Consider the following 17,448-nt stretch of genomic DNA (forward strand, 5'->3'; position numbering starts at 1 on the left):
GCTTCAGCAACTGGCGCGCCACTCGCGGATCTGTTCGTGGGTGGCCGTCACCCCGCCGCACACCACCACCAGCACCGACTGATATGCCTTGAGTGCCTCACTCGGTGCATAGGCCAGCGCCAGCGCTGCACCACAGGCCGGCTCCACCAGGATACGGTGGTCGAGCAGAAAACGTTCGCAGGCATCCAGCGCCTGAGCGTCAGTCACCACATGGCTGTGAATCGGCCGTTGCTGGCTGAGTTCGAAGGCCTGCTGGCATACCTGCTTGGCCCCCAGCGAGGTCGCCACGCTGGTCACTGCGGGCAGGGCCGTCGGGGCCTTGCTGGCCATCGCGGCAGCCAGCGAGGCGGCGCCGTCGGTCTCCACGGCAAATACCGGCACGTCAGCCCAGTCGTTACGTGCCAACCCCTCGCACACCCCGGCCAACAGGCCGCCCCCGCCCACCGAGAGCACGATCGCATCGGGCTTGAACCCACTGATGACCACCTCGTCGATCAGGCTGGCATGGCCTTGCCATAGCAGCGGATCGTCGAAGGGGTGGATGAAGGCCGCGTCGTCGGTGAGCAGCGATTGCGCATAGGCATTGGCCTCGTGCCAGGCGCTGCCGTGCACGATGACCTCGGCGTCCTCTTGGCGAATCAGCTGCCTGGCGCGTTCGGTGGTGGTTTGCGGCACCACCACGGTCACCGGCAAGCCCAGGCAGCGGCCCGCATAGGCCACCGCAATACCGGCGTTGCCCCCCGACGAGGACACGAAGCGGCGCTTGCCTTGCCTGGCATAGGCCTGGCAAGCCAGGCCCACGCCACGCAGCTTGAACGAGCCACAGGGCTGCAGGGCGTCGAGCTTGAGCCACACGTCCTGGCCGCTGGCCAGGCTGAGCGGGCGCGAAGGTACCAAAGGGGTTTCGAGATGCAGGGACATACCAGGCTCCAGGTCAGGCCAGTTCGACGATCGATTGAATTTCAACGCTTGCTCAGCGGTTGCGGATTTCATCGAGGTAGTTGTAGATGGTGTAGCGTGTCACCCCGAGTGCGGCGGCAGCTTTCTCGACGGCGCCCTTGACGATGAACAGTCCGCCATCGTGCATCTGGCGCACCGCCTCGAGCTTCTGCGCCTTGGCGATACGCCGGCCCTGGCTGCGTGCGTCGTGCAGGGCCGCATCAATGATCTGCGCCATCAACTGCTCGAGGTCGGGTTGGTTCTCGGTGGGCTCGCCGGGGGCTGCCCCGGTGCCGGGCAGCAGCTGTTCCAGGCACGCCTGGGCGGCGGCGATGCCACTGAAGTCGGTGTTCACGCACAGGCTGGCATAGGGCTCGCCCAAGGCGTCGCGGAACACCGCAGTGGCACTGCGCAGGGTCTTGCCGTCGCGGCCCAGGCTCGGGTAGTTGCCCACCACCACCGGGGTATGGCTGCCCTTGTCGCGCAGGGCCTGCAGCACCGCATTGAACCCCTGGTCTTCACGAGGCCCGGCCAGTACCGGGCTGCCGATCTGACGCCCACTGACATGCCCGTTGGCAATGGCAATCACCGAATGTTCCGGCCGGGTCAGGTCGTGCAGGACCACCTCGGTGGTGCGTCCCAGCACAGTGCCAAGCATCTGCACCGTTGCGTGCAGTACGCCCAGCACCAGCTGGCGTTCAGGGGTTGTATCGAGGGCCATCGAGCGCACCACAAGAAAAAACGAACCGAGAAAATATCAACATAAAGTTTAATTTTCAACGGTTCGTTAAAATCATCGCAGCACAAAATCGCGTGCTAGCCACCATCGGTATCGATATCGGCATCAGTGCGCGGCTTGCGCTCACGTTGTGGCTTGAAGTCAGGGCTGTAGGGGTTTTCCTTGTGAGGTTCGGGTGTATTGCTCTGCTCCTGCCCTCCTTCGTCCGGGCGTCCGGCATCCTGCAACGGCACCTCCACATCGCGTTCAGGCAGGCTCTTGCCATCGTCCGGGCGTTTCCAGGTTTGCGGCAGCGGTTGTGGCTGGTCTTCAGCAACGGGCTCGCGGTTGCGCGGGTCATGAATCATGCTTGGCGTCCTCCAGTACAGGTTCAGCGTCGTTCATCCGACAGTGGCGTCGGCTCGTCAGGTTCGGGCACTGACGGGTTGGTGTCGGGAATGCCCTCGACGTCGTTAGGGTGTTCGCGGCGATCGTCGTCGCCACGCACGTTCGGGTCAGTCACCGGGTCGTGTTCGCGTCGCGGGTCGTTGAGCGGGTCCTTCCACAGGGGGTCATCCTGCGGGCGTGGATCGATAGCCATGGCGGTCACCTCAGGTCGTGGTCCGACAAATGCGGGCCCTGCAGTTTTTCGAGGCCCCTGGACGTGGTAGGTGCCAGCCAGCCGATCAATGGTCAGGGGCCGCGTACTCGCCAGCGAAGGAAAAATATGCTCTGTGCCCCGCAAAATCCGCTGCAACCTGCGGGGCACGCAAGGCCAGCACGCGGTAAGGTAGGCAAAAACTACAACCTGAGGTGTTTGCGTGGCGTCCTATACCCTGCGTCAGCTTAGATATTTCGTCACCACGGTCGAATGCGGCAGCGTGGCCGAAGCCTCGCGCAAGCTGTACATCGCACAGCCATCGATATCCACGGCCATCAAGGGGCTCGAAGACGGGTTCGGCGTACAGTTGCTGATTCGGCATCATGCCCAGGGGGTTTCACTGACCCCGGGCGGTGCGCGGTTCTACCGCAAGGCTCAGGAACTGCTGCGCATGGCCCATGAGTTCGAGCAGAACGCCCTGGCGGACAACGACGTGGTGAGTGGGCAGATCGACATCGGCTGTTTCGAAACCGTCGCCCCACTCTATCTGCCGCGGCTGATCGCCGGGTTTCGCCAGCGCTTTCCGGGCGTGGAAATTCGCCTGCGCGATGGCGAGCAGCAAGAGCTGGTACAGGGGCTGACGGCCGGCCGCTTCGACCTGGCGATCTTCTACCAGCATGACCTGGACAGCACCATCGAAACCGAGCCGCTGACCGCGCCGCAAAGGCCCTACGCCCTGCTGCCTGCTGGCCATCGCTTCGCCGGTCAAGCCCAGGTCTCGCTGCGCGACCTGGTACTTGAGCCGATGATCCTGCTGGACGTGCAACCCAGCCGTACCTATTTCGTGAGCATTTTCGAGGAACTGGGCCTGAACCCGAACATCGTGTTCGGCTCGCCCTCTATCGAGATGGTGCGCGGCATGGTCGGCCAGGGTTTCGGTTTCGCACTGCTGGTGACGCGGCCACGTTCCACCATCAGCTATGACGGCCAGCCACTGGTGTGCGTGGATATCGCCGAAGACGTGACCGGTTCGGCACTGGTGGCCGCCTGGCTCAAACGTGCGCAGCTGACCAAGCCTGCGCAGTTGTTCGTGGATTACTGCAAGGAGCAGTTCAGGCTGTGGCTGGCGTGAAAGCGGGCCGATCACTGCACGCTGTAACTGCGTCTGCCTGCCAAGTGCTTAGTTTCAGCAGGTATCAATAAAGCGACAACTCACGACCTGTGCTCGGCCGCAATAAAGTGCGGGCCTGCAACAACCTAGGGGTTGCAGTTGGCCTTGACCGCCGCCTCGTGGGACACATAAGGGCGATGCGGCTCGATGAACCAGGATGCTTTGGTTCGGTACGTGGTCAGCAGGCAGACGAACTGGCGACGCATGCTGTTGGTGTTGCTCCACTGCCGGTCACTGCCGGCCTTGTTGAGCAGCTCCTGGAACGCCAGGTCGGTTTGGTCTGCGGCAATAGTGCGGGTACAGGCGGAAGGCTTGATTTCCAGGCTCCACTGGTTGCCATTGATCGCGCCCCATTTCACCGAGTCTATGTAGCGCGGGCAGCGGCCTGGCACCGGTTTCGGAGGCACGACCCCGGTCGAACCTGTTTCGGCTTGATCGGCAACGATAAAGTCGAAGCGAAAGTGATCATTGATGTTGGCAGGTGGCGTCAGCCGCACAATGGGCACGATGATGCCGGTGTCGGCCCGAAACTCCTTCTGGTTGAGCCTGGCAGCGGCCAGCCCGTTCGGTACCCCTGCCGGCCAGTGGGCAGGCACACCCACTGGCATATAGAAGAATGCCTGGATGGGCAGGGTTCTGGCACGACCCGCCGGCCATGTCGTAACAACAAGTTCGTTCTGCTCGCTGAACCCTTCTGCGGCCAGTATGTTTTTCATCTGCAGCATGAGCATGAAGTAACCGGCACTGTTGGCAACGCCCCTGCGCATGTCGAAGCCGCATTGATTCAGCGGGCGGTACTTGGCGGGCTGGTACCAGATCCCGAGCCATTGTTGTGGCGTGGTAACGCCCTGGCTCTGGCATGGCCGGCTGTGTGGGTAAACAACTCCCTCGTAGACCATGGTGCCGCAGGGTGTGTTCCTGAACCAGTTCCAGCCATCCATGCTGTAGGCGCACTGCACCATCAGCAGGTCCTTGCCCGCTGGCCTGCGGTCCTGGGGATACATGATCAGACCGTCGTTGAATCCCCACGCCACTGATCTGAACCTTGCGTCGTAACGTATGTAGGAGAACGACGTTCCGCCACTTCTCGCCGAGGTCGGGCTAGGGTCCCAGATGCGAAATGCCCCGGGGTTCTGCGGCCGCTGGGTGACGCGCATCAGGACACCGCTGCATAGAAACGGCGGTTTGCCTGAATCACCGCAATGCGAGTTGCCTGCGCTGTAGTTGTACCTGAGGTCGGCTACGGTGGCGTTGCCGTCCTCCAGCGAGCTGCGTGGTGAGCCAGGCGCCCACTGTGCCAACCCCGGCGCACTGGCTGCTACGCACCCCAGAAACATCAACATCTTTAACCTGTTCATGGTCCACTCCTTGTGCTGCAGTGCTGAAACTGCCTGTCAACGTGGCGTCGGATTGCAACCGGCAGCCACCGATACGCGATGAGACACATCGGGTCGAAAAGGCTCCAGGTTCCAGGTTTTCTTGTAGCGGGCGGTGGCCAGGTGGCACACCAACTGACGACGCATGCCGCCCCCGTTGTCGAGGCGCCAGCGCCAGTCACTGCCGTAGCGCTTGTACAGCTCCGTGTAGGCGGCGTTGGTTTCGTCCTGGCGGATGCGTCGTCCGCAATAGGTAGGCGTGAGCTCCAGGGTCCAGGCGTTCTTGCGGATGCCTGGGTCGTAGCGGTAGCTCCACTGCCCCGACTCGAAGTAGCGCGTGCAACGTGCGCGCGCAGCGGCTTCGCCAGGCGAAGCGTCGACGGAGGAAAGCTCGCTGCTCGACGCCTGGGTGCCTGGCGCATGAGGCGTCGACTGCTGGCTCGGATGGATGCAGCCAGTCAGCAATACTGCTGCCAGCAAACAACAAGCTCTGGTGGCAAGAGGGATAGGCATCACCGGCTCCTTTGGCAGGATTGCCCATGTCGATCACACTTCAGGGGTTGCCATTGGCTGCCATTGCGGGCTGGTGACGCGCATACGGGCGGCGCGTCTCGATGTTCCAGGGGGGCTTGTTCGGTACGGACAGGCCGGGCCAGCGTATGTCGCAAGGTGTTCATGTCGCTCTCCCACTGTCTGCCCAACGGCAAGGCAAACAGTAACGGTGAGCAACACCAGCCCGCTACTGACAGAAGTATCAGTAGCGGGGGCTAAGGCCAGGGTGGGATATTGGCTCGAATCAGCGCGCCGCCCAGGCATTGAAGCGTTGTTCCAGCTCCTCGCCATGGTCAACCCAGAACGCCGCATCCACTGCTCGCGCCTGGGCCAGGTTGGCTTCGGCAGTGGGCAACTGCTTCTGTACTTCGGCTGGCAGCAAACCCAGGGTCTGCTTGTTTACCGGGCCATACGGAATGTTTTCCGAGAACACCTTCTGCGCCTGTGGCTGGCTGGCGAACGCAATGAAATCCTCGGCCAGTTTCTTGTTCGGCGTACCCTTCACCACCGCCCAGTATTCAGGGTCGAACAGGCTCTGCGGCCATACGATGCTCAGCTTCATGCCCTCCTTCTGCGCAGCCGCGATGCGCCCGTTGTACGCCGCGCTCATCACCACATCGCCGGCAATCAACCACTGCGCAGGTTGCGCCCCGGCTTCCCACCACTGGATGTTGGACTTGATCTGGTCCAGCTTGGCGAACGCGCGGCTCACCCCTTCAGGGGTGCCGAGCACCTTGTACAACTCATCGGGCTTGACGCCGTCGGCGAGCAAGGCGATCTCCAGGGTGTACTTGGCGCCCTTGCGCAGGCCGCGCTTGCCGGGGAAGTCCTTCACGTTCCAGAAGTCCGCCCATGAGGTCGGCCCCTTGGCCAGCTTGGCATGGTCGTAGGCCATCACCATCGACCATACATAGGTGGCCACGCCGCACTCGGTGAAGGTGCCGGGCACAAAATTGGCCTGGTCACCGAAACGTTGCGGGTCGAGTTTCTCGAACAGGCCTTCATCACAGCCGCGCAACAGCTCGGGGCTTTCGACCTCGACCACATCCCAGCTGGTGTGGCCGACGTCGACCATGGCCTTGATTTTCGACAGCTCGCCGTTGTACTCGCCTGCCACCACGGTGCCCGCACCGCTGGCATTGAATGGCTGGAAGTAGGCCTTTTCCTGTGCCTGCTTGGTGGCGCCGCCAAACGAGATGACGGTCAGGTTCTGCGGGGCGGCAAACACGGCACTGCTCAACAGGGCCAGGGCAAACGGAACGCTGCAACGCAAGGATCGGGTCATGGCTCACTTCCTCGACTAGGCCGGCACGCTCGTGCGCGCCGGCGGGGTTTTGTTAGGCGACCGCGGGTACGGTCGTCCTGCTCTACGGCAGTAAAAGGTGCAACGTTGGCCGGCTCGTATGCCGATCTGTGTGTTATGTCTCGCTCAAAAACGCCGCCAGACGCTCCATCAACCGGTCACAACCAGCCAGCTGTTCGACGCTGACGTATTCGTCCGGCTTGTGTCCCTGGTCCATGCTGCCCGGCCCGCAGACCACCGCCGGTATCCCGGCCTGGTCGAACAGCCCGCCTTCGGTGCCAAAGGCCACCGTGCTGAAGGCATCGCTGCCGCACAGCCGGGCAATCAGCTGCGCCGCCGCGCTGTCCGGTGGCGTGGCAAGCCCCGGGTAGCTCGACAGTGCTTCGAAACGAATGCCGCTGTCGGCATTCACCGCCTGCATCGCCGGCACTACTTCGCGCGCGGCAAACGCCTGCAATTCATCGGCCACCGCTTGCGGGGCGAACGCCGGCAGCGCCCGCACCTCGAAATCGAAACGGCAATCGGCCGGCACGATGTTCAGCGCCGTGCCGCCCTGGATCGTGCCCACCTGCACGGTCGAAAATGCCGGGTCAAATCGTTCGTCGTGAAGCTCCGGCGCCGCCAGGCGCGTACCGATTGCGCCCAGCTGGCCGATCAGCCGCGCCGCCTGCTCGATGGCGTTGACGCCATAGGGCGCGTAGGCCGAATGACAGGCCGCGCCGTGCACATGGCAGCGCATGGCCAGCTTGCCCTTGTGCCCGAGCACCGGCTTGAGTTCGGTGGGTTCGCCGATCAGGCACAGCGCCGGCATCGGGATACGCCGTGGCAGCACCTCGAGCAGGCTGCGTACCCCCAGACAACCCACCTCTTCGTCATACGAAAACGCCAGGTGCACCGGGCGGCGCAACGGGCTTGCCAGAAACAGCGGCACCGCCGCCAGCACCGAGGCCAGGTAGCCTTTCATGTCGGCAGTGCCCCGGCCGTACAGCTTGCCGTCCTGCTCGCTCAGGTCGAACGGCGGCACCGTCCAGGCCTGGCCGTCCACCGGCACCACATCGGTGTGTCCGGACAGCACCACGCCGCCCTCCACACCCGGGCCGATGCTGGCCAGCAAGTTGGCCTTGGTGCGTTCGGCGTTGTAGATCAGCTCGCAGTCCACCCCCAGATCGTCCAGGTAATCGCGCACGAACTCGATCAGCGCCAGGTTCGAATCCCGGCTCACCGTGGCGAAGCCGACCAGCTGCGCCAGCAGGGTGCGGCTGCGCCATTCACTCATCGCCGGGCACTCCGTAGCTGGGCGCCTGCGTCGGGTCCAGGGCGCGGGTCAGGTAGTCCTGCAACTGGGGTTCATAGGCGGTCCACAGTTTGTGCAGTTCGCCGATGGGATTCTCGTCGGCCCAGTCCACCCGCAGGTCGACGATCGGCCAGGTCAGGTCGCCGACCACCGACAGTGCCGCCGAGTGCACCGCCCCGGCCTCGCCGCCTGCGGCCTGCCCCGCCTGCAATGCCGTGAGCAACCGGGCGGCCAGGCAGCCCTCGCTGCGCTCGAAGGCCTCGACCATGCGTTCGATCACCGCGCTGCTGGCCAGCAGGTTGCCGGCGGCCACGCATTGATCGCCTGCCACTGCATTGTGGGTGCCCAGTGCGTGGCTGCCACTGAAGAGTGCGGTGCGCCCCTGGGCATCCACCACCGCTACCTGACGGTACTGGCCATAGCCATTGCTCGACAGCGCCTGGTCCAAGGCCGTGGCAGGTGCCAGCCCGTCGGCCAGGCCATCGAGAATCTGCGGGCCCAGCGCCGGCAACGTGATGTTCTGGCTCGACACCGCGCCCACGCCGGCGCGCAGCCAGGGGCAACGCGCGCCCACGGCGATGCTCGACGAGCTGATGGCGATACCCAGCTGACCGGTTTCGGCGCAGCGTCCGACGATAGAAAAAGTCATGTGCCGCTCCTTATTCGGGGATCACCGCGATCACGTCGATTTCCATCAGCCATTGCGGTTGGCCCAGGGCACTGACCACCAGCCCGGTGGAAATCGGAAACACGCCCTTGAGCCATTTGCCGACCTCCTGGTACACCGGCTCGCGGTAGCGCGGGTCGATCAGGTAGGTGGTGGTCTTGACGATGTGGCTCAGGTCGCTGCCGGCTTCTTCGAGCAGTTGCTTGACGTTGCGCATGGCCTGCTCGGCCTGGGCCCGCGGGTCGCCAAGGCCGACCAGTTGACCGTCGAAATCGGTGCCCACCTGGCCACGCACGTAGACCGTGTTGCCGGCACGCACGGCCTGGCACAGGTCGTTGTCCAGGGTCTGGTTGGGGTAGGTATCCTTGGTGTTGAACATGCGGATGCGGGTATGGGTAGGCATCAACGTACTCCCAGTTTCTGGACGTTGGAATCACAGTGGGCGGCAGCCTCGCGTTGCGCGGCGTCGCGGTAGTCGAAATAGGTGCGCTGTTTCACGATGTGCTCGGCGATGTGCCGGGCGTCGTGCCACACGCCCCAGATAAAGGCGGAGCCACGGCGCGACAGCCACGGCAGGCCGACGAAATAGATCCCCGGTTCGCGGGACACACCGCGCTGATGCTGTGGCTTGCCGTCGGGCTTGAAGGCATCGACCTTCAGCCAGCTGTAGTCGGTCGAGTAGCCGGTGGCCCAGATGATCGAGGTGACACCGGCCTTGGCCAGGTCCAGCTCAAGAATCGGCTGGGTCAGGCACTGCGGGTCTGGCAGCATGTGGCGTGCTTCGGGTTCTTCGGGCAGGTCCAGGCCGTTGCGTGCAATGTAGTCGTCGGCGGCATCCAGCAGCGCCAGGTAGTTCTCGTCGCCGCGGGCGATGTTCTCGGCCAGGTTGGCCTCGAAGCTGACCACACCTTGATCGAATGCGCGGGTCAGGCCCACCAGCGTGATGCCCTGGTGGGCCAGCTTGCGAAAGTCCACGGTATGTCCGCCACGGGCACCGCTGACCGCGATGGTCACGTGCTCCTTGCCGGGCTGCACGCCTTCGGCGTCCCACAGGCCGAGCACCCCCAGCCACCAGCAGAAGTCGCGATTGCGGTAGGCGCGTGGCGGGCGATCGTGCGCGCCCACCGACAGGTACACCTGCTTGCCGGCGCGCTGCAGTTCATCGGCGATCTGCACACCCGAGGAGCCCGCGCCCACCACCAGCACCGCGCCTTCGGGCAATTGCCGGGGGTTGTGGTAGTCGGCCGAATGCAGCTGGGTAATGCCGGGAAGCTGCGGAGCGATGGGCGGGATCACCGGGCGCTGGAACGGCCCGGTGGCCACCACCACCTGGTTGGCCTCGATCAGGCCCATGGAGGTCTGCACCGTAAAGCCCGAGCGACCTTCGTTGCGTTCGACCTTGAGCACTTCGACACCGGTACGAATGGGCGCGTCGATCTTCTTGGCATAGGTCTCGAAGTAGGCCGCCACCTGATCCTTGCCGGCGAAGGCGTCGGCATCCAGGCCTTCGAATTCCAGGCCCGGGAAGCGGTCGTGCCAGGCCGGGCCGTTGGCCACCAGCGAGTCCCAGCGACCGGTGCGCCAGGCTTCGGCGATGCGGTTGCGTTCCAGCACCAGGTGCTGCACCCCGAGGCGGCCCAGGTGCTCACTCATGGCCACGCCGGCCTGACCGGCGCCTACTACAAGCGTATCAATTCGGGTTTTTTCAACGGTCATGGCTGTGCGCTTCTGCATGAGGGGGTTGCCCGCATTCTGTGCGCCGCCGGGTATTAGCGAAATTATGATTTATGTCGCCACTGGCAAGGAAAAAGCGTGCCCCCGTATTGCCCATGCCGGGGGCGCTTGCACAACCCTGGTGCTTTGCACAGACTGCGTGGGTTCCCATTGCAGAGCGTGCCCGATGTCCTTTTCCATTCGCCTGGCCACCCCTACCGATGCTCCCCTGCTGCCTGACATAGAGCGCTCTGCGGCCCAGGCCTTTGTGCAAGTGCCGGCACTGGCGTGGATTGCCGAGCACACGGTGCTCAGCAGCGTCGAGCACCTGGAGTTCGTGGCTGCCGGGCTCGAGTGGGTGGTGGTGGATGGGCGGGACCGCCCAATTGGGTTCGTGTGTGCCAGCGCGTTCGATGAGTCGCTGCACATAGAAGAGCTGGCGGTGGATCATGCGCAGCAAGGCCAGGGCCTGGGTCGGCGATTGATTGCGGCCGTGCGCGCGCATGCCGAGGCCCAGGGCTTCGCGGCCCTGACCCTCACCACCTTTGTGGCGGTGCCGTGGAATGCACCGTTTTATGCACGGTTGGGTTTCGAGAGACTGGAAGAGGCGTCGTTAAGCGGTATGTTGCGCCGGCAGATGGCGTACGAGGCTTCGCGAGGGTTGCAGGGGCGGTGTGCGATGCGCTTGTCATTGCGCGACTAGCTGGCGCCCCAAGACGCCGGCAAGGCCGGCTCCTAGATTCGCTGCAACGCACCCTGCCCTGTCAGGGGTGAGTCGGCAGCCCTGTCTGCTCGGCTTCAGCTTGGTCTGAGGCTTGCTCCTTTGCCTTCAAGGCCTCCAGCTCTGCATCGCGCTGCTCGACCTGCGCCTGCAATTGCTCGATCACCTGCTGTTGCTGGCGTTGTTCACCCGCCCCCTGCTCCACCTGCTGCCCCAGCACCTGGTTCTGCCGCAGCAGCTCCTCCCGCGCACCCAACGACTGCGCCAGGCTGGCCATCAAGGTCTTGATCTCCTGTGCCTGTTGCGCCTGCTGGTCCTGCAGCGCCTGCCGCTCACGCTGCACCTGCCGCGCCTCCACCAGCAAGCGCTCGTTGTCGCGGTTGAGCCGCGTCAGTTCGTCCTGCTTGACGATCAGGCTCTGCTGCAACTGACGCACCTCGACCTGCAACTGCTGTACCTGCGCCTCATGCCGGCGCTGATCCTGCTCGCGCTGCTCACGGGTGGCGGTGCGGTAATGCTCCAGCGCATCGCGGGCATGCTGGTGCTTGTCTTCCAGCGACTGGATCTGCTCGTCCTTGTCGTTCAGGCGCAGGTTCAACTCACCTACCGCCTGATTCAAGGTGGCATTGCGCGTCTGCTCGGTCTGCAGGGTACTGCGGGTCGTGGCCAGCTGCGCCGACTCACCCGCCAGCGCCTCGGCCTGAATCTGGTGTTGCTGCTGCAGGGTCGCCAGCGCCTGCTGGATCGCCTGCAGTTCGCCCTGCAAGGCCGCCTTTTCATGGTCGAACACGTTCTGCGCCGCTTCGATACGTGCGTCGCCCTCCTCCACCAGTTGCTGGGCCAACTGACTGACCAGGTTGGCCAGGGCTTCGCTCATGCCCGGCTTGTCCGCCGCCAGTGTCGGTTGCTGCGCGTCCAGCTCCTTGAGGTAGCGGTGAATCGTGGTCTTGGACCCTGTGTTGCCCAGCTCGATGCGTACGGCATCGATACTGGGGTGTTCGCCACGGGCCAATAGCGCCTGACGCGCCTTCTGCACGATTGCCTTGTTGATACCGCCACGGGCCATGGGTGCTCCTACTATTTCGTAATGTGGTGCGTACTATGTATATACATACTAAATGAAATTGAAAAAATGCCTATAGAAATCAGAATAAAAGATGAAATAATCACGGCTTATCACATGTGATAGGCAAAAAACGCCCGGTTGCAGTCGCTCAGCCGTACACCGATGGAGAACCTGCCGATGAACAAGCTCGATCGCTACCTGGACGCAGCCGTAAGGGACAACACGCGGCGCAGCTACCGCGCGGCCGTGGAGCATTTCGAGGTGAGCTGGGGTGGCTTTCTACCGGCCACGGCCGACAGCATCGCGCGCTACCTGGTCGATTACGCCGAGCAGCACTCGATCAACACCTTGCGCCAGCGCCTGGCCGCGCTGGGCCAGTGGCATACCAGCCAGGGCTTTCCCGACCCCACCAAGGCGCCGCTGGTGCGCCAGATGCTCAAGGGCATACGCGCGGTGCACCCGGCGCAGGAGCGCCAGGCAGCCGCCCTGACCCTGGAACACCTGCAGCGCACGGTCGACGCACTGCACACCAAGGCCGCACAGGCGCAACAGGCGCACTGCCTGCCCGAGCTGCTGCGCGCACGGCGCGATGTCGCCCTGCTGCTGATCGGGTTCTGGCGAGGGTTCAGGGGCGATGAACTGGCGCGCCTGCGCGTGGAACACATTCAGGCCCAGGCGGGCGTGGGCATGCAGCTGTACCTGGCGCAAAGCAAAGGGGACCGGCAGGGCCGCGGGGTCAGTCATCGCACCCCTGCCCTGAAGAGCCTGTGCCCGGTACAGGCCTACATCGACTGGATCAGCGTGGCGGGCATCGCCCGCGGGCCGGTGTTTCGCAAGCTCGATCGCTGGGGCAACCTGGGCGAGCAGGCGCTCAACAGTGGCAGCCTGATCGTGCTGCTGAGGCGGATTTTTGCAGATGCCGGGCTACCCGCCAGCCTCTACAGCAGCCACTCGCTGCGTCGTGGCTTTGCCACCTGGGCCAGTGGCAATGGCTGGGACATGAAAGCGCTGATGGCCCACGTGGGTTGGCGCGACGTGAAATCGGCGCTGCGCTACGTGGATGCGTCGGTGTCGTTCGGGGAGCTGGAAGTGTTGCCGGCCAGAAGGGACGTGCTGACAGCCGACTGAGCATTGCGGTGAGGCCACCCGGCGCTCACCGTCACACCCCTCTCACAGCTTCGCGATCGACACCTCGGTCGATTTCACGAACGCGATCACCTCGCTGCCAATCCTCAGTTCCAGCTCATGCACCGACCGCGTGGTGATCACCGAGGTGACGATGCCGGCCTGGGTCTGCACGTCGATTTCCGAGACCACCGGCCCCTCGATGATCTCCTTGATGGTGCCCTTGAACTGGTTACGTACGTTGATCGCCTTGATGGTCATGGTGTGGCTCCTTAGCAGTTGGGAGCACCGTCGTTGCAGTGCGTGAATGCAGAGTGCACCGCAAAGATAAAAATCAAAAAGAATAAATAACGACAAATATAGATCCGTTTGGAATATGAAAAGCTGTATATCAAAATTCCTAAAAGTTATTTATTTAAGGTTTTTTAGATCATTTAGCATCGACAGGGCCCGGCCTTGAGGCCCGAACCTTTTTGCACAGGTAACCCGCGTGAGCGCCACGTTGCATACCCCTCGATCGACCCCGCTGCAGATTGCCCGCGACCTGGCCCAGACATTCAGCCGCAGCGTGGTAGAGCGCGACCGCAAGGGCGGCACGCCCAAGGCCGAACGCGATGCCCTGCGTGCCAGCGGCCTGCTGGCCCTGAGCATCCCCCGCGAGTTCGGCGGGCTGAACGCCACCTGGAGCCAGACCTTCGATGTGGTGCGCGAATTCGCCCGGGTCGACAGCTCGATTGCCCATGTGTTCGGCTTTCACCACCTGATGCTGGCCACCGTGCGTCTGTTCGGCGCACCTTCGCAATGGCAGCCCTGGTACGAGCTGACGGCGCGCAAGAACTGGTTCTGGGGCAATGCCCTCAACCCCCTCGACACCCGCACCATCGTCAAGCACCACGGCAGCTGGCGTGAATTCTCCGGCAAGAAGAGCTTCTGCTCGGGCGCCAGCGATTCACAAATGCTGATTGCCTCGGCCGTCGACGAGGCTGCCGGGGGCAAGCTGCTGATTGCCGCGATACCCAGCGGTCGCACCGGCATCACCCTGCACGACGACTGGCACAACATGGGCCAGCGCCAGACCGACAGCGGCAGCGCCACCTTCGAACGGGTACGCGTGGAGGAAGGCGACCTGCTGCTCGACCCCGGCCCGCTGAGCACGCCGTTCGCCTGCCTGCGGCCGCTGATCGCCCAGCTGCATTTCGCCAACATCTGCCTGGGCATCGCCGAAGGCGCGTTCGAAGAAGCGCGCCAGTACACCCTCAACGAGACCCGGCCCTGGTTCAAGTCCACAGCCCTTGATAGCCGCGACGATCCTTATGTACTGGGCCACTTCGGCGACTTCTGGGTACGCCTGCAAGGCGCCCGGCTTTTGCTCGACAACGCCGCCGGCGAACTCGACCGGGCCTGGGCCAAGGGCGCCGCGCTCGGCGCAGACCAGCGCGGCCGCGTGGCGGTGGCCATCGCCACCGCCAAGGTGGCGGCCAGCCGCGACGGCCTGGAGCTGTGCAGCAAGGTCTTCGAGGTCACCGGCGCCCGCGCCACGCAGGCCTCGGTGGGGCTCGACCGGCACTGGCGCAACCTGCGCACCCAGAGCCTGCACGACCCGCTGGATTACAAACTCCACGAACTGGGCGACTGGGCCTTGAACCAGCGCCTGCCGATTCCGACGTTCTATTCATAGTGTGATTGCCATGCAATTGTTGACCCTACCGCCCTCGCCCGCGTTGGCCACCTCGATCCGCGCCACCGCGCAGGTGTTCGAAGACCCCAAGTCACGTGCGCTGCTGGCGCACCTGCAACAGGTGGCGCCCAGCGAAGCCAGCGTGCTGATCATCGGCGAGACCGGTACCGGCAAAGAGCTGGTGGCGCGCCACATTCACAACCTGAGCGGGCGACGTGACAAGCCGTTCGTGGCCGTCAACTGCGGCGCGTTTTCCGAATCGCTGGTCGAGGCCGAGCTGTTCGGCCACGAGAAAGGCGCCTTCACCGGCGCCCTGGCGGCCAAGGCCGGCTGGTTCGAAGAAGCCAACGGCGGCACCCTGTTCCTCGACGAGATCGGCGACCTGCCGATGCCGATCCAGGTCAAGCTGCTGCGCGTGCTGCAGGAGCGCGAAGTGGTGCGCCTGGGCTCGCGCAAGAGCATTCCCATCGATGTGCGGGTACTGGCCGCCACCAACGTGCAGCTGGAAAAGGCAATCAATGCCGGGCACTTTCGCGAAGACCTCTATTACCGTCTGGACGTGGTCAGCCTGGAGCTGGTGCCGCTGCGCGAACGCCCCGGCGACATCCTGCCGCTGACCCGCCACTTCATCGATGCCTACAGCCAGCGCCTGGGCTACGGCCAGGTGCGCCTGAGCGCCCAGGCCGAGCACAAGCTGCGCACCTACGGCTGGCCAGGCAACATCCGCGAGCTGGAAAACGTCATCCACCACACCCTGCTGATCTGCCGCGACGGCCTGATCGAGCACGACGACCTGCGCCTGTCGAACATGCGCATCGAACGCCAGGACGACAGCCCCAGCCAGGACGACTCGGCCCAGGCGCTGCTCGAGCGGGCCTTCCAGAAACTCTTCGAGGAACAGGCCGGCGCGTTGCACGAACAGGTCGAGGACGCGCTGTTGCGCGCGGCCTACCGCTTCAGCCACTACAACCAGGTGCACACCGCCAACCTGCTGGGCCTGACCCGCAATGTCACGCGTACCCGCCTGATCAAGATCGGCGAACTGGCGGTCAATCGCCGCCGGCCCACCGGCGCCACCCAGGGCGAGCGGGTGCTCAACCTGTCGATCTGATCAGCCACGCGCGGCATACACCGCATTGCCGGCGTCCGCTGCCAGGCGCCGGAACACCAGTGCCGAGGCCATGCACGCCAGCCCGCACAGCAGCATCACCCAGGCCACGTCGCTGGTGACGGGGGTGGTGTGCCCGCGCAGGTTCATCAGCACCCCCAGCAGCGAGGCGGCCAGCCCCACCGACAGGCTCATGCTCAACTGCACCGTCATCGCCGACAGGCTGCTGGCCCGGCTGCTCAGCGCCGCCGGTACATCCGCATAGGTCAGCGCGCCCAGGGTGCTGAACTGCAGCGAACGAATCACTGCGCTGGCGAACAGCATCAGCACGATCACCCAGTACGGAGTATCGCTGGTAAAGCTGGCACAGGCCCCCAGGGTCAGCCCGGTGAGCAGCGCATTGCCGGTGAGCGTGCGACGGATGCCGAAGCGGCGCACCACGCGCACTGCCAACAGCTTCATCAGAAACGCCCCTGCGCCGCCCGCCAGGGTCAGCAGCCCCGCATGCAGCGGGCTCAGGCCAAAGCACAGCTGAAACATCAGCACCAGCAGGAACGGGCCCGACGAGGTACCCAGGCGCAGCAGGTTGCCGCCCCAGAAGCTGATGCGGTAGCTGGGAATGCGCAGCAGCGACAAGTCCAGCAGCGGTTCGGCGCAGCGCCGTGCATGGCGGATGTACCACGCGCCGCACAGCAGCCCCGCCCCGATCATTACTGCCACCCACGCTCGTGGCAGCAGGCCGTGGCCCAGCGCCTCGAAACCGAACACCAGCGCCCCCAGCGCGGTGCCGCTGAGCAGCAGCCCGCGCACATCCAGTGCCCGCGCACGAACCCCGGGATAATGCGGTACATGGCGTAGCACCAGCACGATGCCCACCAGGCCGATGGGCAGGTTGATCAGGAAGATCCAGTGCCACGACACGAACGTCACCATCAGCCCGCCCAGCGGCGGCCCGATCATCGGCCCGATCAGCGCCGGAATGGTCAGGTACGACAGGTTGCGCATCAGGTCTTCGCGCGGCGACCAGCGCAGCAGGATCACCTGCCCCACCGGCACCATCATCGCCCCCGCCGCGCCTTGCAGCATGCGCGCCAGGCACAGCTGCAGCAGCGAGGTGGAGGCCGCGCAGGCCAGCGACGACACGATGAACAGCACGATCGCCACCACGAACAGCCGTCGTGGGCCGAAGCGGTCGGCGGCCCAGCCACTGACCGGCACGCACAGCGCGGCGGCCAGCATGTACAGCGACACCACCAGGTTCATGCGCACGCTCGGCGCGCCGAAGTCGCTGGCCATCTGCGGCAAGGCCGTCATCACCACGGTGGAGTCGATCAGTTCCATGCACAGCGCGCAGCCGATGATCATCGGCACCTTGCGCGAAACCGGCCGCAAGGCCGGCAGGGGTTCGGCCATGGT

At 64.4% G+C, this 17,448-nt stretch carries 19 protein-coding genes; 5 read left to right on the plus strand and 14 right to left on the minus strand.

Going from position 1 to position 17,448, the window contains the following annotated elements; genetic code table 11:
• Positions 1–3: 3 nt before the first annotated feature.
• The 4 genes from KH389_RS13065 to KH389_RS13080 form a co-directional block, all read right to left on the minus strand.
• The gene (locus KH389_RS13065; protein ID WP_054914512.1) at positions 4–921 is read right to left on the minus strand and encodes a pyridoxal-phosphate dependent enzyme; all 918 of its coding nucleotides are present in this window, start codon (positions 919–921) and stop codon (positions 4–6) included.
• Between the two features lie 52 nt (positions 922–973).
• Positions 974–1,660, minus strand: a complete 687-nt coding sequence (locus KH389_RS13070) for a helix-turn-helix transcriptional regulator (RefSeq protein WP_054914513.1) — start codon at positions 1,658–1,660, stop codon at positions 974–976.
• A gap of 95 nt (positions 1,661–1,755) precedes the next feature.
• On the minus strand, positions 1,756–2,025 hold the full coding sequence (locus tag KH389_RS13075; protein WP_043862785.1) for a hypothetical protein: 270 nt from the start codon (positions 2,023–2,025) through the stop codon (positions 1,756–1,758).
• A 23-nt stretch (positions 2,026–2,048) separates the two neighbouring features.
• Positions 2,049–2,258: a hypothetical protein gene (locus tag KH389_RS13080; RefSeq protein WP_043862784.1), complete on the minus strand. Its 210-nt coding sequence runs from the start codon at positions 2,256–2,258 to the stop codon at positions 2,049–2,051.
• A gap of 220 nt (positions 2,259–2,478) precedes the next feature.
• Between KH389_RS13080 and KH389_RS13085 the strand changes: the two genes are divergently transcribed.
• Entirely contained in the window at positions 2,479–3,390 is a 912-nt protein-coding gene (locus tag KH389_RS13085) for a LysR substrate-binding domain-containing protein (protein WP_043862783.1), read from the plus strand.
• 125 nt (positions 3,391–3,515) lie between these two features.
• Here the strand turns inward: KH389_RS13085 and KH389_RS13090 are convergent, their stop codons facing one another.
• From KH389_RS13090 to KH389_RS13120, 7 genes are all read right to left on the minus strand, one after another.
• Positions 3,516–4,787 (minus strand): DUF2599 domain-containing protein, encoded by a 1,272-nt coding sequence (locus KH389_RS13090; RefSeq protein ID WP_078480984.1) that lies wholly within the window; start codon positions 4,785–4,787, stop codon positions 3,516–3,518.
• A 36-nt stretch (positions 4,788–4,823) separates the two neighbouring features.
• Entirely contained in the window at positions 4,824–5,318 is a 495-nt protein-coding gene (locus KH389_RS13095) for a DUF2599 domain-containing protein (RefSeq protein WP_116054000.1), read from the minus strand.
• A gap of 283 nt (positions 5,319–5,601) precedes the next feature.
• On the minus strand, positions 5,602–6,642 hold the full coding sequence (locus KH389_RS13100) for an ABC transporter substrate-binding protein (protein WP_043862780.1): 1,041 nt from the start codon (positions 6,640–6,642) through the stop codon (positions 5,602–5,604).
• 133 nt (positions 6,643–6,775) lie between these two features.
• Positions 6,776–7,936 (minus strand): acetylornithine deacetylase, encoded by a 1,161-nt coding sequence (argE, locus tag KH389_RS13105; RefSeq protein ID WP_043862779.1) that lies wholly within the window; start codon positions 7,934–7,936, stop codon positions 6,776–6,778.
• Positions 7,929–8,603: a DUF1028 domain-containing protein gene (locus KH389_RS13110; protein WP_043862778.1), complete on the minus strand. Its 675-nt coding sequence runs from the start codon at positions 8,601–8,603 to the stop codon at positions 7,929–7,931. Before KH389_RS13110 ends, argE begins: the two co-directional genes overlap by 8 nt.
• A 10-nt stretch (positions 8,604–8,613) precedes the next feature.
• Complete coding sequence (locus tag KH389_RS13115; protein ID WP_003182257.1) at positions 8,614–9,024, minus strand: RidA family protein; 411 nt, start codon at positions 9,022–9,024, stop codon at positions 8,614–8,616.
• Positions 9,024–10,355: a flavin-containing monooxygenase gene (locus KH389_RS13120; protein ID WP_420831966.1), complete on the minus strand. Its 1,332-nt coding sequence runs from the start codon at positions 10,353–10,355 to the stop codon at positions 9,024–9,026. Before KH389_RS13120 ends, KH389_RS13115 begins: the two co-directional genes overlap by 1 nt.
• A gap of 166 nt (positions 10,356–10,521) precedes the next feature.
• On the opposite strand from KH389_RS13120, the gene KH389_RS13125 reads away from it, so the two are divergent.
• Positions 10,522–11,037, plus strand: coding sequence for a GNAT family N-acetyltransferase (locus tag KH389_RS13125; RefSeq protein WP_058540185.1), 516 nt, complete (start codon positions 10,522–10,524; stop codon positions 11,035–11,037).
• A gap of 61 nt (positions 11,038–11,098) precedes the next feature.
• On the opposite strand, the gene KH389_RS13130 is transcribed toward KH389_RS13125, so the two are convergent.
• Entirely contained in the window at positions 11,099–12,121 is a 1,023-nt protein-coding gene (locus KH389_RS13130; protein WP_116054003.1) for a DNA-binding protein, read from the minus strand.
• A 177-nt stretch (positions 12,122–12,298) separates the two neighbouring features.
• On the opposite strand from KH389_RS13130, the gene KH389_RS13135 reads away from it, so the two are divergent.
• Positions 12,299–13,249, plus strand: a complete 951-nt coding sequence (locus KH389_RS13135) for a site-specific integrase (RefSeq protein ID WP_213607467.1) — start codon at positions 12,299–12,301, stop codon at positions 13,247–13,249.
• Between the two features lie 42 nt (positions 13,250–13,291).
• Here the strand turns inward: KH389_RS13135 and KH389_RS13140 are convergent, their stop codons facing one another.
• Positions 13,292–13,507 (minus strand): TOBE domain-containing protein, encoded by a 216-nt coding sequence (locus KH389_RS13140; protein ID WP_043862773.1) that lies wholly within the window; start codon positions 13,505–13,507, stop codon positions 13,292–13,294.
• Between the two features lie 241 nt (positions 13,508–13,748).
• On the opposite strand from KH389_RS13140, the gene KH389_RS13145 reads away from it, so the two are divergent.
• Complete coding sequence (locus KH389_RS13145; RefSeq protein WP_213086009.1) at positions 13,749–14,924, plus strand: acyl-CoA dehydrogenase family protein; 1,176 nt, start codon at positions 13,749–13,751, stop codon at positions 14,922–14,924.
• 10 nt (positions 14,925–14,934) lie between these two features.
• Positions 14,935–16,035 carry a sigma-54 interaction domain-containing protein gene (locus KH389_RS13150; protein WP_043862771.1) on the plus strand — a complete coding sequence of 367 codons (1,101 nt, stop codon included), beginning with the start codon at positions 14,935–14,937 and terminating at the stop codon, positions 16,033–16,035.
• Here KH389_RS13150 and KH389_RS13155 read toward each other — a convergent pair whose 3' ends face one another.
• Positions 16,036–17,445 (minus strand): MFS transporter, encoded by a 1,410-nt coding sequence (locus KH389_RS13155; protein ID WP_236176280.1) that lies wholly within the window; start codon positions 17,443–17,445, stop codon positions 16,036–16,038.
• Positions 17,446–17,448 lie beyond the last annotated feature (3 nt).

This window comes from Pseudomonas qingdaonensis (genome assembly GCF_018398475.1).
Classification (GTDB): Bacteria; Pseudomonadota; Gammaproteobacteria; order Pseudomonadales; family Pseudomonadaceae; genus Aquipseudomonas; species Aquipseudomonas palmensis.

Coding starts and splice junctions, on each gene's coding strand:
- KH389_RS13125 (WP_058540185.1), top strand. CDS start 10,522: ATGTCCTTTTCCATTCGCCTGGCCACCCCTACCGATGCTCCCCTGCTG.
- KH389_RS13100 (WP_043862780.1), bottom strand. CDS start 6,642: ATGACCCGATCCTTGCGTTGCAGCGTTCCGTTTGCCCTGGCCCTGTTG.
- KH389_RS13135 (WP_213607467.1), top strand. CDS start 12,299: ATGAACAAGCTCGATCGCTACCTGGACGCAGCCGTAAGGGACAACACG.
- argE (WP_043862779.1), bottom strand. CDS start 7,936: ATGAGTGAATGGCGCAGCCGCACCCTGCTGGCGCAGCTGGTCGGCTTC.
- KH389_RS13140 (WP_043862773.1), bottom strand. CDS start 13,507: ATGACCATCAAGGCGATCAACGTACGTAACCAGTTCAAGGGCACCATC.
- KH389_RS13065 (WP_054914512.1), bottom strand. CDS start 921: ATGTCCCTGCATCTCGAAACCCCTTTGGTACCTTCGCGCCCGCTCAGC.
- KH389_RS13130 (WP_116054003.1), bottom strand. CDS start 12,121: ATGGCCCGTGGCGGTATCAACAAGGCAATCGTGCAGAAGGCGCGTCAG.
- KH389_RS13150 (WP_043862771.1), top strand. CDS start 14,935: ATGCAATTGTTGACCCTACCGCCCTCGCCCGCGTTGGCCACCTCGATC.
- KH389_RS13110 (WP_043862778.1), bottom strand. CDS start 8,603: ATGACTTTTTCTATCGTCGGACGCTGCGCCGAAACCGGTCAGCTGGGT.
- KH389_RS13090 (WP_078480984.1), bottom strand. CDS start 4,787: ATGAACAGGTTAAAGATGTTGATGTTTCTGGGGTGCGTAGCAGCCAGT.
- KH389_RS13080 (WP_043862784.1), bottom strand. CDS start 2,258: ATGGCTATCGATCCACGCCCGCAGGATGACCCCCTGTGGAAGGACCCG.
- KH389_RS13120 (WP_420831966.1), bottom strand. CDS start 10,355: ATGCAGAAGCGCACAGCCATGACCGTTGAAAAAACCCGAATTGATACG.
- KH389_RS13095 (WP_116054000.1), bottom strand. CDS start 5,318: ATGCCTATCCCTCTTGCCACCAGAGCTTGTTGTTTGCTGGCAGCAGTA.
- KH389_RS13115 (WP_003182257.1), bottom strand. CDS start 9,024: ATGCCTACCCATACCCGCATCCGCATGTTCAACACCAAGGATACCTAC.
- KH389_RS13075 (WP_043862785.1), bottom strand. CDS start 2,025: ATGATTCATGACCCGCGCAACCGCGAGCCCGTTGCTGAAGACCAGCCA.
- KH389_RS13155 (WP_236176280.1), bottom strand. CDS start 17,445: ATGGCCGAACCCCTGCCGGCCTTGCGGCCGGTTTCGCGCAAGGTGCCG.
- KH389_RS13070 (WP_054914513.1), bottom strand. CDS start 1,660: ATGGCCCTCGATACAACCCCTGAACGCCAGCTGGTGCTGGGCGTACTG.